This is a genomic window from Methylocystis sp. SB2 (assembly GCF_049817085.1).
Lineage (GTDB): Bacteria > Pseudomonadota > Alphaproteobacteria > Rhizobiales > Beijerinckiaceae > Methylocystis > Methylocystis rosea.
Window position 1 is genome coordinate 2,953,969 of record NZ_CP187401.1, and the last position, 15,343, is coordinate 2,969,311.

Genomic DNA, 15,343 nt, shown 5'->3' on the forward strand with positions numbered 1-15,343 from the left:
TCGAAGCCGGCGTGACGATCGCGTCATGGAACAGGAACTCTCAAAAAAGCGGTCCCCTGAAGACGCCCGGTTCCGTCGGGTCGGGTTTTTGGTCTACCCGGACTGCCAGAGCCTTGATCTTTCAGGTCCGTTCGAAACGTTCCATTGGGCCAACCTTATGTTGAGCGTGCTGAGGAAGCCGCCGACCTACCAGTCCATCGTGATCGCTGAAGCGGCGGGACCTGTCCCGACGATGTCCGGACTGCAGATCGTCGCCTCCCACAGCTACGGCGAGATGGTCGAGGGACTGGACACCTTAGTCGTGGTCGGCGGCATGGGTTGCGAGGCCGTCACCGAAGACTCTGCGCTCCTCCAATGGGTGCGGTGGATAGCGCCCAGGACGCGGCGGATCGTTTCGATTTGCACTGGCGCGTTTGTTCTCGCGCGGGCAGGCCTCTTGGATCACAGGCGCGCGACAACGCACTGGACTTATGCAGACCGTCTCGCGAAGGCGTATCCGTCCATCGAAGTCGACGCCAGCCGCATCTTTGTCCGCGATGGGAATGTCTACACATCAGGCGGGATCACAGCAGGCATCGACCTCGCCCTGTCTCTGGTGGAGGAGGATCTGGGCAGGGATACGATGCTCGGCGTCGCGCGCGCGCTGCTGGTGTTCCCGAGGCGACCGGGCGGTCAATCGCAGTTCAAGGGGCATACGAGCGTATTGGAGAAGCCTTTACGAGCGGACGTCAGCGAACTTCAGACGTGGATGCTGGCGCATCCTGAGGCGGACCTGAGCGTTCCCGCGCTGGCAGACCGTATGGCGATGAGCGAGCGCAGTTTCTCGCGGCTGTTCCGCAGTGAGACTGGGCAGACGCCCGCCGAATTCGCCGAGTGCGCGCGCGCAGACGCGGCGCGCGCCAAGCTTGAGCACACGAATTCATCGATTGAGGTGATTGCTATGGAATGTGGTTTTGGAAACGCCGAACGCATGCGACGCACGTTTCAGCGCCTTTTCGACGCTAGTCCGGTCGACTATCGAGCGCGCTTTAGATCGACGCTAGACGCCTGACTTAGGGCCGCGAAACGGCGAATTCGGCGCAAACAGCTTCATTCAACTTGATCCAACGACAACATGGGAGGAACCCCCATGCGCATTCTCTTTTTGACTTCCGCACATAACAGCCTCAGCCAGCGGCTCTTTGTCGAACTCGCCGAACGCGGGCACCAAATTCGGGTGAGCGTTGTCGCCAGCGGCGCGGAGATGGTCGAATCCGCCGAGCGGCACGCGCCGGATCTGATCATCGCGCCGATGTTGAAGATCGCCATTCCAACCGCAGTTTATACCCGCACGAAATGTCTGATTGTGCATCCGGGCATCAAAGGCGACCGAGGACCATCGTCGCTCGATTGGGCCATCACGAGCGGCGAAAAGGCATGGGGCGTCACCATCCTGGAAGCCGCTGAGGATTTCGACGCGGGGCCAATTTGGGCCTCTCCGGAATTCGCTATCGATGCAGATCCGCCGAGCAAAAGCAGTCTCTATCGCGGTCCCGTCACTGAAGCCGCTTTGTCCGGCGTGCTCGAAGCGATTGCGCGGATCGAGAGGGGCGAAGTTCAGTCCGGAGACTGGCGGCCGGAGCCGCTCTGCGAGGCCATGTCATACGCGCGCGGCCGCCTGCGCCCACCGATGAAGCAAGCAGATCGCTCGATTGACTGGGGCAAGGACTCGGCGTCGACGGTCATCAGGAAATTGCGCGCCGCGGACAGCGCGCCGGGCGTTCTGAGCAAGTTGCTGGACGTAGACTGCTTCCTGTTCGGCGCTCACGCAGAGGATCGCCTTAGAGGCGCGCCCGGTCAGATCCTTGCGCGGCGTGATGGCGCGATCTGCATCGGCGCCGTCGATGGCGCCGTTTGGATCTCCCATCTGAAGGCGAAGAGCGATCAGGCGAACAGGGATATTTGCCGCCTGGCTCAGATCGGCGCTGGCTGCGAACGATGCGCTGAAGAATTCTGCGCGGCGTCCGGAATCAAGTTGCCGGCTACTCAGGTGTTGGGTCCGCTCCTTCGCGACACGCCCGAGACGCCGCTGGCGATCGATGCGCCGGACGACCATCAGACGTACAGGGAAATCGTCTATCGCGAAGAAGACAAAGTCGGCTATCTCTCGTTTGACTTTTACAATGGCGCGATGAGCACCGCGCAATGCAAGCGTTTGCGCGACGCTTTCCTTTACGCCCGCTCGCGCCCGACCAGAGTCATCGTGCTGCTCGGCGGACGCGATTTCTGGTCGAACGGCATCCATTTGAACGTGATCGAAGCGAGCGCCGATCCGGCTCAAGAGTCATGGCGAAACATCAACGCCATGGACGATCTGGTGCATGAAGTCATCAACACCATGTCGCATATCGTGATCGCGGGAATGCGCGGCAACGCCGGCGCGGGCGGCGCGATTCTGGCGTTGGCGGCCGATCAGGTTTTTGCGCGCCCCAGCGTTGTTCTTAATCCTCACTACCGCAGCATGGGGGAACTCTATGGTTCCGAATATTGGACCTATTTGCTCCCAAAGCGCGTGGGGCAAGATAAAGCGCTGGAGCTTACGCAGGGCTGCCAGCCTCTCGGCGCGCGAAAGGCTTGCGAGATCGGCTTTCTCGATGAGGTCTTCGGCGAAGATTTAGAGATGTTTGAACAAGAGCTGAGACAGCGCGCCATGGCGCTGGCGCAGGGGCCGGATTACGCCGCGCTCTTGGTGAAAAAACTCCAGCGGCGGCTCGATGACGAATTCGCCAAACCACTGGCGAGCTATCGCGACGAGGAGCTCCAGTGGATGCGGGCGAATTTCTTTGGACCTGACCCTGCCTATCATGAGGCGCGTCGGCGATTTGTCTTCAAGGGCGCCCCGCCGATGCGCGTCTCAAGCGAACAGACTTCGGCATTCCAGCGCGGCGACGCTAAATTGGCGCGTTGGAGAAGCGCGCGTCAGCCTGCGAATCGTGAAACGCCCTCGGGGCGGGCGCCGGAGAATGACCGCGCGCCATTACATCTGGCCCGGGCGTGGACGGATCTGCTGCAGGTCACCATTCGGCGGCTCTTTGCACCGGCTCCCTGACGATTTCGCGAATGAGACGTGGAACGCCCCGCGCGATGGCGCGAGCGCTTTGGCGCGCCTCCAGGTCGTTCTCCGCAATTCGGCGCAGGCTTTGAGCGCGATCCCCCGCAACGCCGTCTTGGGGTAAGGCTGGCCCTCGCGGCCTTCATGGGCGCAAAATCGCTGGCGCAGACGATCATCAATTCGCGAAATCTCTCCGGCGCGTCGAACGCCCCTAAACGTTCGAGCGTCAGGCCGACGGGCCCGGCGCGCATTTTCGAAACGCGATGCACGCGTTCGCATTCAGCAAGCGCCCGCAGCGGGGATGTGTCGCGCGTTGAGTATGAGAATCGCTTGGCGCGGTCGGGCGCCCCGGCGTTATCCTTCGGATTATTCTCTTCGCTCGGAGACGCGCATATGAAGAACAACATTGTCGCCATGATCAGCGTCATCGCCCTGACGATGATCGCCGCCGGCGCGTCGGCCTCGACCGCGTCGCAGCGCGAATACAAACGCGGCTACGCCGATTGCAAGGCCGGCCGCTGGGATGAAAACCAGCACGGCGAATCCTACAAGAACGGCTGCCGCGCCGCCGAGGATCAGCGCGCAGGGACGGGGGCAGGAACGGGGGCAGGGGCCGGCGCCGCGACGAAGCCGGCCGACGGCGGGCTGCGCGGCGACAAGACCGCCTGCCTGCTGGCGGTGAAGCGGAAGACCAATAATCCCAAGGTCGTTGTGCTCAGCGTCGAAACCTCGGAGGCGAACAATACAGTGATGATCGGCGTCGGCCCGGATCGCGCGCCCTGGCGCTGTCTCGTCAAACGCGGAATCGTCGCCGACGTGCTGTCGCTGACAGATGAAGGGAAGCTGTGAGATTTTGATGGCCGGCGGGCAAAAAAGCTAGAGCCCTTGCCCCCTGCAAAGCAGGCTCTAACTCCATGTCAGGCCTCTATCAATGAGGCGCGTAGGTCATGGAGGAGACGATGATATCTGCCAAGGAACACATGACAATGGCGGCTGTCGGCGCGATCGTCGGCGCGGCCATCGGCGCTGGTCTAGGCGGCGCGCTCTTTGGGCTGCCGGGTGTCCTCGCCACGGCGGTGCTTGCGGGAATCGGCGGCGCCTTCATCGGATCGTTTCTGTAATCGAGAGGCGACGCTGTCGCTGTCATGAGACAATAAGCGCCGCGCTGTTTGAGCGCGGCGCTTGGGCGAGTTTCGCAAGTCCCTTGCGCCTCCGTTCACTGGCGGGAGGAACTCCCCACAAGTCGCTTTGAGCCCTATTGTCCAAAGGATTGGGTGGCCGAGGCCTCAAAGCTTAGGGGTTTGAAATGGTCAATGCGTCTCCACCGCCTTCCAACGTCAGGGTAGATAAGCCGACGCGCCGCGATCTCCTTTATATCGCGACGGCCGTAACAGGGGTTGCGGGGGCGGCGGCCTCCTTAGTGCCGCTAATCGACCAGATGAATCCCGATGCTTCAACTCTCGCGGCCGGCGGTCCGGTAGACATCGATCTCGGCCAGGTGGAACCGGGCGGACAGGTTGTCATTCTATGGCGAAAAAAACCGATCTTTGTGGTGTTTCGAACTGAGGAAAATCTGCAGGTTCTTCAAAGTCGCCAATTGTTGATTGAGCTAGCTGATCCGGATTCGAAATATCTTCAGCAACCTCCCTACGCCAAAAACTGGCACCGCTCGTTGACGCCGGAAATCGGAGTATTTGTGGGGATATGCACGCATTTGGGATGCATCCCGCAATTTGATCCGCTTCCTAGCGCTTCCGACCCGGCCCCAAACTGGTTGGGCGGATATTTTTGCGCATGCCATGGTTCAAAATACGATCTTGCGGGGCGCGTATTTCGTGACGTTCCCGCTCCCTATAATTTACCGGTTCCGCCATATCGCTTCACGGGCGATACGACAATTCGAGTCGGGGAAAATCCGCCGAACGAGGACTTCGACTTTTCAACGATCCGACAAATGTGAAGATGATCAGCCGGTGGCGCGCCTGCCGCTGGTGGCCACACTGTTCTCAGCCGTGCCAAATGCCACAGTCGACTCCAGGATATGCGCGCCTCTGTCCCGCAAATGAATAGTTGTTCGCGACCGCGCATAAATTATCCCCGTCTGTTTCGAACGACCGCTTCTGGCGCGAAGCAGACGTCGCGGATGGCGGCTCCTGACCCTGGCTGTGTGAAAACTCGATGCCCAATTTGAATTCGATCGAAAGTGGCCTCCCTGAGCCTCATCTCATACGATTTTCCTCGATCTGATCGGCCTGAGGCCTCGAAATTTCGTCGCTGTTTTTCTGCTGTACGCGCACCACGGAGTTTTCACACAGCCAAGACCCCTAGGCGACGTTCGGAACATCCGCGTCATGGCCCGAATGGTTGAGATCCTGCGCGAGACGCGAAGTACCTGAGGCTAGCTAAAAGCCATCGCAGCGCCCCTTTGTTCATGGATTGTTCGCCGCTAACTTGAGCGTGACTATCTGACGGCGGAAATATTTCGCGGAGCGCTTCCGGTTTTCTTGGGCCGCTTTCGCTCCACGTCTGAACCGCGTCGGCTAGGCTGTTAAGGAAAGAATATGGACAAAAAGGAAGAGGGACCGGACCTCGGCGATATTGCCGCCTGGCGACAGGTAATCGAAAGCCAAGCGCTTTCGAGAATTCCGGGCCATCGGCTTGTGGCGGCCGCTCAGAAACTAGGGCCGTCCTTCGACCGGCGCCTCATCAACCCTCTCATGAACGAGATCTCTGACCGCATCATGCGCATCCTGCGCAAGCACATCGGCCGGAACCACCGCAATGAGGGGTGGGACATGATCGAGGAGGCGCATGGCGAACTGATCGACGCGGTTCTTCTGCCCAGGTCCGCCGACGGCACGGCGATGCGTACCGCCTTCGTCGCGACAGTGAGGTTTCGCGCCGCCGACGCGATCAGGCGCGAGGAGCTTCACTTCGACCGTTACGCGTATTCGGAGGAAGAAATGCCAGCGACAGACGGCCATAAGGAGTTGTCGTCGCCGGAAGAGGAGCGCGCCTACGTTGAAGGCGTGCTGAAGCGGATCGCTGATCCGCGCAAGCGTCTCGCCTTCCGTCTTCATATGGATGGCGTGCCGCGCAACTCCACCAAGGTCGAGTCCATCGCTTCGGCGCTCGGCGTGAGCGCGAAGACCGCCGAGACCTGGGTCAAGGAGACAGAGGAAGAGATCAAAACCATTCTTGGAGTTAAGCCATGACGGACCAAACCAAAGCCACGAGGCGGGACGAGGTCCTGTTCGCATTCCATCGGGAGTGCGCCACCCCGACGGTGGATCAGATTATCGACTGGACCCAGCGCTATCCCGAGTTCGCTGACGACATCCGTGCGCATGCTGGGATCATGCGTGACTGGACCGCGAACGATGAAGCGGAGGACGAAGCAGTCGATGAGCTGATGATGAACCGTGCCCGCAGCCGAACGCTCAACGCGATCTACAATGCTCAGACGGCCGAGCGGACAGACGCTCAGGCTGCGCAGGAAACGACGTTCGACCAACTCCTTTCCAACGTGGGGTTGGATACGCGACAGCTCGGCCGCGCCATCGATGTCGGCCGCGATGTCCTTTCGGACCTTTTTCGTGGTCGCATGCGTCCGCCTATCGGGCCAAGATTGGTTAGGGCGCTGCTCGACAAGCTTCAGGCTACCCAAGCTCAGTTCGAACAGGCACTGGCCTATTCGCAGGCCCATCCTTCCATGGGGCACGCGAGCGCTGCGCAGCAGCCTACTGTCGTCCAGTGCAGCTATGAGGAAAGCATTCGACGAAGCAACATGTCCGCGGAGCGGAAGTCCTACTGGCTTGAAGAGGACTAGGTATGGACGCCTGGCGCGACATCCGGCTGAAAGCCCGGAACTGCCATGTGAAGGCCCTGGCGACCGCCGAAGGCGATCGCCGAGGTCGTGCGCTCGTCGATGCCGCGTTGACGAATGGCGACTGGGAGCTGCGTTATTGCCAGCCGGGTGAGGTCTTCGGCGTTGGCGTGCGCGGTTCCTTCGAGCGCGCGGATGGTCTCGTCTACGTCGTCACCGGTCAGGACCCTCAAGATGAAGTGGTGGTGATCGCTCATGAGATCGGCCACTCAGAACTCCATCATGATCCGAGCAACGAAGTTCAGAATATTCAGGCCCAGCTCGGCGGAGACCCCATCGACAGTGGCGCAGGTGTTGTGGAGGGCTACTCACCGCGCGAACGCAAGGAAGTTCAAGCTGACATCTTCGCGGGTGAGTTTCTATGTCCCGCCGATTGGCTGCGCGCCGAGCTAGTCGAAACCGGGCGACGGCCATCGGAGATTGCGGAGGAGTTGGGCCTCCCCTTCGGTCTGGTGCTCAATCAGGCAATCCGCGCCCTGTTGCTGCCGCCGCTTCGCGAACCGGACGCTCAAGCGCCTGTGCCGGTCGTCGAACTGGACGAAAGCCAGCGCCAGGCGGCGACGTGGAGTGGCGGTCCTCTATTGGTGGATGCAGGCCCTGGAACGGGCAAGACGCGCACACTTGTTCACCGCATCGGTCATGTTCTTGGTCAAGGAGCACTCTCAGGGTCGATCCTTGCGCTGACATTCTCGAACAAAGCAGCGGAAGAGATGCGGGAGCGACTGTCGGACTCCCATCAAGATGCGGCAATCGAGATGTGGGTCGGAACCTTTCATGCTTTCGGGCTGGAGATGGTCACGAAGTGGCCGGGGCGATTAGGGCGGACGTTGGACGTCAAAAACCTCGATCAGACTGCTCAGCTTGCGCTTTTGGAAGCCAACCTCGCGCGCCTACCGCTGCGCCACTACCAGAACCTGTTCGAACCCGCTTATGAACTCGTCTACGTCCTGCAGGCGATCTCTCGCTGCAAAGATGAGCTGATCACACCCGAGGAATATCTGGCCGAGGCAATCGCCAAGCTTGCTCAGGCGGGGCCTGACGAGTTCGACGCTGCCGAGAAGGCGGTCGAAGTCGGAGAAATCTACAAGGTCTACTGGGACGCGTTGCGCGAGGCGGACGCCGTCGATTTTGGCGATCTCGTCATGCTGCCGGCACAGTTGATAGCGGAGCACGAGGACATCCGCACGGAGTACCAGCAGCGGTTCCAACACATCTTGGTGGACGAATATCAGGACGTGAACTTCGCGAGCGCCCGACTTCTGCAACTGCTTGCCGGCGGTTGTCAGGACGTGTGGGTGGTGGGCGATCAACGCCAGTCCATCTATCGATTTCGCGGGGCGTCGCCCACGAATGTTGAGCGCTTCCAGACCGATTTCAGCGGCTCCAAGCTGTCGCTCACCAGTAACTACCGTTCGGGCGGTCCGGTGGTGCGCGCGTTTTCGGAGTTCTCGCGGCATATGGCGGCCGATCCTGGCGCAGCCGCGAACTGGGGGGCTTTCCGAGGCGAAGTCGGAGAGGTCTCGCTCACCGTAGCGGGGACGGTCGCGGAAGAGGCGGCAGCGATCCGAGACCAGATCGAGGCCCTTCGCGCAAACGGCATCGCCTACCGCGATCAGGCTATCCTTGCGCGGAGTCACCTAACGCTCTCGCGCATCACCGATGTGCTGGAGCAGTTGGGAGTGCCGCTGCTTTATCTCGGGGACCTGTTCGAACGCGACGATGTCCGGGATCTTCTCTCCCTTGTCGCCATCGATGCGGAATTTGGCGGTATCGGACTCGTGCGGGTCGCGCAGCTTCCGGAATATTATGCGACCAAGAGCGACGCGCTCGCCGTCATTCGCTGGTCTCAGGAGCAGGGCCTCACCGTCTTCGAAGCGCTTGGCCGACTGAACGAAATCGAGGGGTTGAGCGATCCGGGCCGAGCTGGACTTGGAAAGCTGTCCAAACATCTCGCGGGCATGGGGCCTGCGACGTCGGCATGGGCGTTGCTGACGACCTGGTTGTTCGAACGCAGCAACTACCTTCGCCCGTTGCTCGAAGCCAATGACGCCCGGGCGCAACAGAAGCTGATTGCGATCTATCAGCTCCTCAAAGTTTGCAGCGAGCAGCACGATGTTGAGGGGCACACTGATCTGCGAGACCCGGACCGCAAAGCCTTCCTCGAGCGCATCCGCCGGATCGAAGCGCTAAACCAGGACAGCCGCTATCGGGCTGTCGTCTCCGAGGCGGGGGATTTCGATGCGGTACGGGTAATGACGATCCACGGCAGCAAAGGCTTGGAGTTCCGAGGCGTGCACCTGCCGGCGCTTGCCACGCGCTACATGCCGACCAATCGCCAATGGGTGCGATGCCCGCCGCCGGCAACGCTCGGCAAGCTCACGATGCAAAAGGACGATCATGACGCGGAAGAGGAGTGCCTGTTCTTTGTCGGCCTCTCGCGTGCACGTGACCACCTCTGTCTGACCAGGGCTGAGCGCTACACCCAGGTCAACGCCAGCGCGTCGAAGTTCCTCGACACCGTGTCCCGCCATCTTCAGGTGAAGCGCTTCAGCGGTCCGGCGCCCACACTCAAGGCTGCGCGCACCTGGACGCCGCTTGCTCCAAGGGACGGCTATGACGAGCACGAACTTGATGTCTATCTGAGATGCCCGGCGCGCTATCGCTATGAGATACTGGATGGGCTGCGCGGCGGACGCGATTCATCCGCTTATTTGCGGTTCCATCGCTGTGTCCACCGCACGATGGGATGGCTTGAACAACAAGCGCAGGATGGGCAGCCGGCCAGCGCGGACAAGGCAATGCAGGAACTTGCCCGGCAATGGGAAGTGCATGGCCCGGGGGGCCACGGGTTCGAAGGTTACTACCGCGCGGCGGCCGAAACGATGGTTGTGTCAATCGCCCGGCTCATCGCTTCCGAGACCGGGACTTATGACAGAGAGCCGTGGTCGGTGCAGTTAGGCGGTAGGACAATCACCTATACACCGGACCGGGTTGTCATTGCGCCGGACGGCCGCATTCGCGTCCAGCGTGTTCGCACGGGCCGCAAGACGAAGTCGGAGTCGGATAACCGCGTGTACGCATTGATCAGGCGGGGCGCTTCTTCGCGCTATCCCGGCCGTTCGGTTTCCGTGGAAGCTTATTATCCGGCCACGGACGAAGCGATTCCGATGGTCGCCAAGAACGACGAAAAACTGCTTCGGGAATATGCGGATGCGATCAGCGCCATCGAGCGCGGCGAGTTCCCTGTTGAGCGTGAACCACGACAATGTCCGAACTGTCAGTGTTACTTCATCTGCGACGCGTGAACCGCGCGAACGCCCGGCTTCCGGTTTTTCCCCGCTGACTTCGCTCCTTTCCCAGGACGCCATTCTGGCACCGGAAAGGATCGACTATGACCACCATCGTTTTCATTCAGGTCCACGAGCGGGACGGCCTCATCGACGCCGAACTGCCGCAGGACGCGACCCACGAGCACCTGCACGGCGTGATCGCCGCACTCGGGGTCGAACTCGACCAGGACACCTTCATCTTCATCGACGAGGAGGAAGAGCCGCTGGTGCACAAGCACCACGAGCCCCTGCCACCCATCAAGCGCGGCTGCCGTATCCACGTCAGCAAGTGCCGCAAGATCAAGGTCACGGCGCACTATCTGGAGAAGACCGAAGAGCACACCTTCGCCCCCGGGGCGCGGGTCAAGAAGGTCAAGGCCTGGGCGGTCGAGAAGTTCAAGCTCAACCACCACGACGCCGCCGAGCACGTGCTCCAACTGTGCAGCTCGACGGACCGGCCGGCGACGGACACGCCCCTACACGAGCTGACCAAGGGCCCGGTCTGTTCGGTGTGCTTCGACCTCGTCCCCGAGAAGCGCGTCGAGGGCTAGATGAACATCGCAGTCTCCCCGGACCGGCAGCTCCTCGAACAAGACCTCGCCACACCGGAGTTCCGGTGTGGCGAGATAGAGGGCCGCTGGAGGCATGTGTCCACCACCTGGCCGCATGCGATCATCGCCGTCAGCGCGGACGCGCGGCCTGGCGCGCCCGACGAGTATGGGTTCCGCTTCGAGTGTTCCGGCTATCGCCAGAGCCCGGCAACGGCCCAGCCCTGGGACATCCAGGCCAATCGGCCCTTGCCGTTCGGCCAATGGCCGACGGGCAAAACGATCCTTCCGTCCATTTTCCGGCCAGACTGGAAAGGTGGCCAGTGCCTGTATTTGCCCTGCGACCGCTTTTCCATCGAAGGCCATGACAACTGGCGCAACGAACACCCCAGCCGGCTCTGGCAGCCGCGCCGCGGGATCATCTGTTACCTGGAGCAGCTCTATGATCTTTTCCATCAAGGCGACTATTCGGGCGTTCGTAGCGCCTGATCACCGCGTGAGCTGCCCCTGGCGGCTGTGGGATGCGGTGACCCACGAACTCGACCGCCGGGGGGAGCGTGTCCACGAAGCAGGTGCGTTTCTTCTCGGCGACGCCAAGGGCGAGCGGCGGGAGATCACGGACGTTGTTTTCTATGACGACCTTGATCCGCAGGCCTATTCGACGGGCGTCTGCGTTCTGCACGCGCCCGCATTCGCCAAGCTCTGGTCGTTATGTCGGGAGCGTAAGCTCACCGTCGTAGCGGATGTGCATACGCACGGCGGCCGGGCGATCCAGAGTGAAGTCGACCGCACCAACCCCATGGTGGCACGCGCTGGCCACCTCGGCGTGATCCTGCCGGACTTCGCGGTCGCGCCCATCCACTGGGATGAGATCGGCATCTACGAATACCGGGGCGACCATCAATGGCACGACCGGTCGCCACGCGTGCGCCGTGGCTTCTTCTACACCGGCCTATGGAGCTGACATGACCGAACCGCTTCACACGTCGCTGCATCGCACGGCGAAATACTTCATGGACAGCGGTCGCGCACAGACGACCGAGGAGGCCATGGATCTCCTGAAATCCTTCGGCCTCACCATCGCTTGCGGGCCGGAAATCCGGACAAGCCCGGCCGCACAGATTGCCTTGCTCACCCTGGTGAACCTCGCGCGGCGGACGTTCCTGGCCGGCGTCGAGATCGTCGGCCTGGGCGATGCGCCGGTCCTTACCCCGCTCGCACTGGAAGTCAGCCTTGATGCTGAAGTTTCCAAGCTTGGCGGACGTGCTGTGCCGGAGGCTCGATCCGATTGGCCCGTGGCGGCCATCGGTTCGGTCGAGATGCAGACGGTAAATGCGCGCGCGTGGCGTGTGACCTGGCAAGGCTGGCGGGCGGGCGCAGTGCCGAGCCGCGACGGCTGGGCGATGAGCGATGACGAGGCCATGCCGCTTGCACCGGCCTTGGCCGCATCGATCTGCGCCGCCGAGGTGTTCGCACTCCACGCGTGCGATCACCCGCTGGCTGGGAAACGCGCATCAGGCCTCTCACTTTGGCGTCCAGGTTCCGACTGGACTGAGGCCGATGAGACGGAGCCGACCCTAGCGTTTCTACCTTCACGACTTTGGCTGATCGGCCTAGGCAATCTCGGCCAAGCCTATTCCTGGCTTCTAGCATGCCTGCCCTATTCGGCCGGCGGGCTCGAACTGGTGCTCCAGGACTTCGACCGTCTGGCGCTTTCCAACGACAGCACATCCGTCCTGACGAGCCTCGATAGGCTCGGCCGGATGAAGACTCGCTGGGCCGCAGAATGGTTGGAGGCGCGCGGCTTCAAGACCTATCTTGAAGAGCGTCGGTTTGGCGGCGGGACGCGGCGACAGGCTGACGAGCCGGCAGTGGCGCTGTGCGGGGTGGATAACGCCGCTGCGCGTGCGGCGCTGGAGGAGGCCGGGTTCGATCTCATCATCGAGTCCGGGCTGGGCGCCGGCCCGCAGAGCTTCCGCAATTTCGCGATGCACACCTTTCCAGGCCCGCGACGCGCGACCGAGCTTTGGCCCACGACGCTTTCAGCGGAAGGCCCGGATGTGTCGCACATGCCGGCCTACGCGAACCTCAAGGAAAAGGGTGCTGACGCTTGCGGTCTCGCTCAGCTCGCCACGCGAACTGTCGGAGTTCCGTTCGTGGGACTGATTGCCGCTGCGCTGGTCATTTCAGAGCTTCTGCGGCGATTGAACGGAGGGGTCCCCTGTGAAGTGATCGCAGGTTCCGTCACTTGTTTCGACGATGTGGAGGTCTGCGCGGGGAAGTCACAGGTCTACGAGTTCGGCTTCTGCCCCGTCAGGCGCTGAGGGGCCGGTTTCGGCGTCGGAGCCAACGTCTGCTATTGGCGCAATGCAGACGTTTACTCTAAGGCACCCCTACGCCACCTCGTTCGACCAGCGCTCCGAGCGAAACGCCCGTGCGATCGCTTCGGCGCGGGCGCTCTGGCGCGCTTCCAGGTCGTTCTCCGCAATGTCGGCGCAGGCCTTGAGCGCGATCTCCAGCAGGGCCGCCTTGGGGTAAGGCTGGCCCTCGCGCCCTTCATGGGCGCAAAAATCGCTGGCGCAGACGATCATCATTTCCTGAAAGCGCTCCGGCCCGTCGAACGCCCCCAAGCGTTCGAGCATCAAGGCGACGGGGCCGGCGCGCATTTTCGAGACGCGATGCACGCGTTCGCATTCGGCGAGCGCCAGCAGCGCGAGCGCCTTGCATTCCGCCGGGGCGCGAAAGCGCGCGCAGATGTCTTCGATGCGCGGGCGCCCGCGCTCGACATGTCGGTAATGCACGGGAAGATGTTCGCGCGGCGAATCCGACTTGCCGACATTCATCACCAGCAGCGCGAAGCGCGTGGGCAAGGACGCGCCGCGTTTTGCCGCCGTATCGAGCGACGTCATCAGATGTTCGCCGAGATCGACCTCGTCCTCGCCATCGGAAATCTGCGGCACGCCAAACAGCGCCGCGACCTCGGGGAGGATCTCGAAGAGAGCGCCGCAGTCGCGCAGGGTCCCGATCATTTTCGACGGCGCCGGGCTCATCAACCCGCGAACCAGCTCCGGCCACATCTGCGCGGGGTCGGCGTCGACGAGATGGCCGGCCTCGACCTGTTCGAACAACAGATCGAGCGTTTCCTCGTCCGGACCGTCCTCCGCCTCGGCGAGCAGCGCCGCCATGCGCAGCACGGAAAGGCCAGGGTCGGTTTGTCCGTAGTCGAACGACGGGGGAGCAGATTTCGAAGCCATGGGGCCCATCATCACAAGTCTTGCGACGACAAGCAAAGCTCTTGCCGCGCATTTCCCCTGGGGCGTCGCGCCCCCTTGGGCGTCGCGGCCCCGCCGGCGACGGCTTGTGCGCCGCGGAGGCGTTTGTTACCCGTGACATGAGCCGTTCGGGCAGGTCATTCCATGGGCGTCAGCACAATCCTACCCGGCGTCCTCTCCGTCGGCTCCGCCTTGCCCGATCCGCCGTTTGAATTCATGGACGGCGACGAAGCGCGCGGTTTTGACGTCGAGCTGATGCAGGCGATCGCCGCAGAGCTCGGTCTCGCCTGGCGGCTTGTTCCCTATGACGGCGCGGATTTCAACGGCGTCTTCGCGGGTCTGACCAAGGGAACTTGCGACTGCGTCGCATCGGGCGCGACGATCACGCCCGGGCGCGAGCGGCTGGCGTCGTTCTGCGCGCCCTACATCCGCTCCGGACAAAGCCTGGTCTGCAATATCGAGGCGACGCCGCATGTGCGCTCGATCGACGATCTGCGCGGGATGACCCTCGGGGTGCAGCAGGGCAACACATCGGAGCCGGTGGCGCATCGTCTCAAAGATGAAGGGCGGATCGCCGACGTGCGGACCTACGCCTATCACGACATCGGCGTGATGCTGGACGATCTTGCCGCTGGAAAAATCGGCGGCGTGATGAAGCTTGCGCCCGTCATGCGCTGGATGATCAGACACCGGCCCCGGCTCCGGGTGGTGCAGGAGCGGATCACCGAGGAAGCGCTCGGCGTCGCCGTTCGCCTTGGCGACGAAGCGTTGCGCGCGGCGGTGAACGGCGCGCAGGCGCAACTGCAGGAGCGCGGCGCTCTTGCGCGATTGGTGAAGAAATGGCTCGAAGCGTAATCGGCTGCATCCGGCTCTTCACGGGGGCTGACGGCCGCTCGCATGTGGAACATACGGAAATTGAGCTCGGCGTCGCGCGTCACGCCAAATTGGCGCGCTTCGAGGAGACCGCGGCGGGCTCCGCGCTCGACTGGCACACCGCGCCGTGCGCGCAATTCGTCATTACGCTCACCGGCACGCTGGAGTTCATCACGCGCGACGGCGAGACCTTTATATTGCGCCCAGGGGATATTCTGCTCGCCGCCGATACGACCGGAACGGGACATCGCTGGCGGCTCATCGACGATCAGCCGTGGCGACGCGTATACATCGAGCTTGCCGAGTCCGTTCCGGCGGCGGGTAGCGCGATCACGTAGAGCGCT

General features: G+C 62.3%; 15 protein-coding genes. 14 read left to right on the plus strand and 1 reads right to left on the minus strand.

Annotation, left to right across the window (positions count from 1 at the left end):
• The first annotated feature begins 25 nt into the window (after positions 1-25).
• The 12 genes from ACPS74_RS14450 to ACPS74_RS14505 all read left to right on the plus strand — a co-directional run bounded on the left by ACPS74_RS14450 (position 26) and on the right by ACPS74_RS14505 (position 13,178).
• Positions 26-1,051, plus strand: a complete 1,026-nt coding sequence (locus ACPS74_RS14450; protein ID WP_051381738.1) for a GlxA family transcriptional regulator — start codon at positions 26-28, stop codon at positions 1,049-1,051.
• 78 nt (positions 1,052-1,129) lie between these two features.
• Entirely contained in the window at positions 1,130-3,088 is a 1,959-nt protein-coding gene (locus ACPS74_RS14455; RefSeq protein WP_029649638.1) for an enoyl-CoA hydratase-related protein, read from the plus strand.
• A 396-nt stretch (positions 3,089-3,484) separates the two neighbouring features.
• Positions 3,485-3,940 (plus strand): hypothetical protein, encoded by a 456-nt coding sequence (locus tag ACPS74_RS14460; protein ID WP_157055224.1) that lies wholly within the window; start codon positions 3,485-3,487, stop codon positions 3,938-3,940.
• A gap of 131 nt (positions 3,941-4,071) precedes the next feature.
• Positions 4,072-4,212: a hypothetical protein gene (locus ACPS74_RS14465; RefSeq protein ID WP_157055225.1), complete on the plus strand. Its 141-nt coding sequence runs from the start codon at positions 4,072-4,074 to the stop codon at positions 4,210-4,212.
• A gap of 185 nt (positions 4,213-4,397) precedes the next feature.
• Complete coding sequence (gene petA / locus ACPS74_RS14470) at positions 4,398-5,051, plus strand: ubiquinol-cytochrome c reductase iron-sulfur subunit (RefSeq protein WP_029649642.1); 654 nt, start codon at positions 4,398-4,400, stop codon at positions 5,049-5,051.
• Positions 5,052-5,652: 601 nt separating this feature from the next.
• Positions 5,653-6,306 carry a hypothetical protein gene (locus tag ACPS74_RS14475; RefSeq protein ID WP_029649644.1) on the plus strand — a complete coding sequence of 218 codons (654 nt, stop codon included), beginning with the start codon at positions 5,653-5,655 and terminating at the stop codon, positions 6,304-6,306.
• On the plus strand, positions 6,303-6,920 hold the full coding sequence (locus tag ACPS74_RS14480) for a hypothetical protein (protein WP_029649646.1): 618 nt from the start codon (positions 6,303-6,305) through the stop codon (positions 6,918-6,920). The genes ACPS74_RS14475 and ACPS74_RS14480 overlap by 4 nt, the downstream gene beginning before the upstream one ends.
• Before the next feature lie 2 nt (positions 6,921-6,922).
• Positions 6,923-10,282, plus strand: coding sequence for an ATP-dependent helicase (locus ACPS74_RS14485; RefSeq protein ID WP_029649648.1), 3,360 nt, complete (start codon positions 6,923-6,925; stop codon positions 10,280-10,282).
• A gap of 86 nt (positions 10,283-10,368) precedes the next feature.
• A complete protein-coding gene (locus ACPS74_RS14490; RefSeq protein WP_029649650.1) occupies positions 10,369-10,857 on the plus strand; it encodes a hypothetical protein in 489 nt (162 codons plus the stop codon).
• Positions 10,858-11,343, plus strand: a complete 486-nt coding sequence (locus ACPS74_RS14495) for a DUF7665 family protein (protein WP_029649652.1) — start codon at positions 10,858-10,860, stop codon at positions 11,341-11,343.
• A complete protein-coding gene (locus ACPS74_RS14500; protein WP_157055226.1) occupies positions 11,297-11,818 on the plus strand; it encodes a Mov34/MPN/PAD-1 family protein in 522 nt (173 codons plus the stop codon). The genes ACPS74_RS14495 and ACPS74_RS14500 overlap by 47 nt, the downstream gene beginning before the upstream one ends.
• A gap of 1 nt (position 11,819) precedes the next feature.
• Positions 11,820-13,178: a hypothetical protein gene (locus ACPS74_RS14505; protein WP_051381742.1), complete on the plus strand. Its 1,359-nt coding sequence runs from the start codon at positions 11,820-11,822 to the stop codon at positions 13,176-13,178.
• A 69-nt stretch (positions 13,179-13,247) separates the two neighbouring features.
• On the opposite strand, the gene ACPS74_RS14510 is transcribed toward ACPS74_RS14505, so the two are convergent.
• On the minus strand, positions 13,248-14,108 hold the full coding sequence (locus ACPS74_RS14510) for a tRNA nucleotidyltransferase (RefSeq protein ID WP_029649657.1): 861 nt from the start codon (positions 14,106-14,108) through the stop codon (positions 13,248-13,250).
• A 162-nt stretch (positions 14,109-14,270) separates the two neighbouring features.
• Between ACPS74_RS14510 and ACPS74_RS14515 the strand changes: the two genes are divergently transcribed.
• Together ACPS74_RS14515 and ACPS74_RS14520 are read left to right on the plus strand one after the other, a co-directional pair.
• Entirely contained in the window at positions 14,271-14,981 is a 711-nt protein-coding gene (locus ACPS74_RS14515) for an ABC transporter substrate-binding protein (protein ID WP_029649659.1), read from the plus strand.
• Positions 14,966-15,337: a cupin domain-containing protein gene (locus ACPS74_RS14520; protein WP_029649660.1), complete on the plus strand. Its 372-nt coding sequence runs from the start codon at positions 14,966-14,968 to the stop codon at positions 15,335-15,337. The genes ACPS74_RS14515 and ACPS74_RS14520 overlap by 16 nt, the downstream gene beginning before the upstream one ends.
• Positions 15,338-15,343 lie beyond the last annotated feature (6 nt).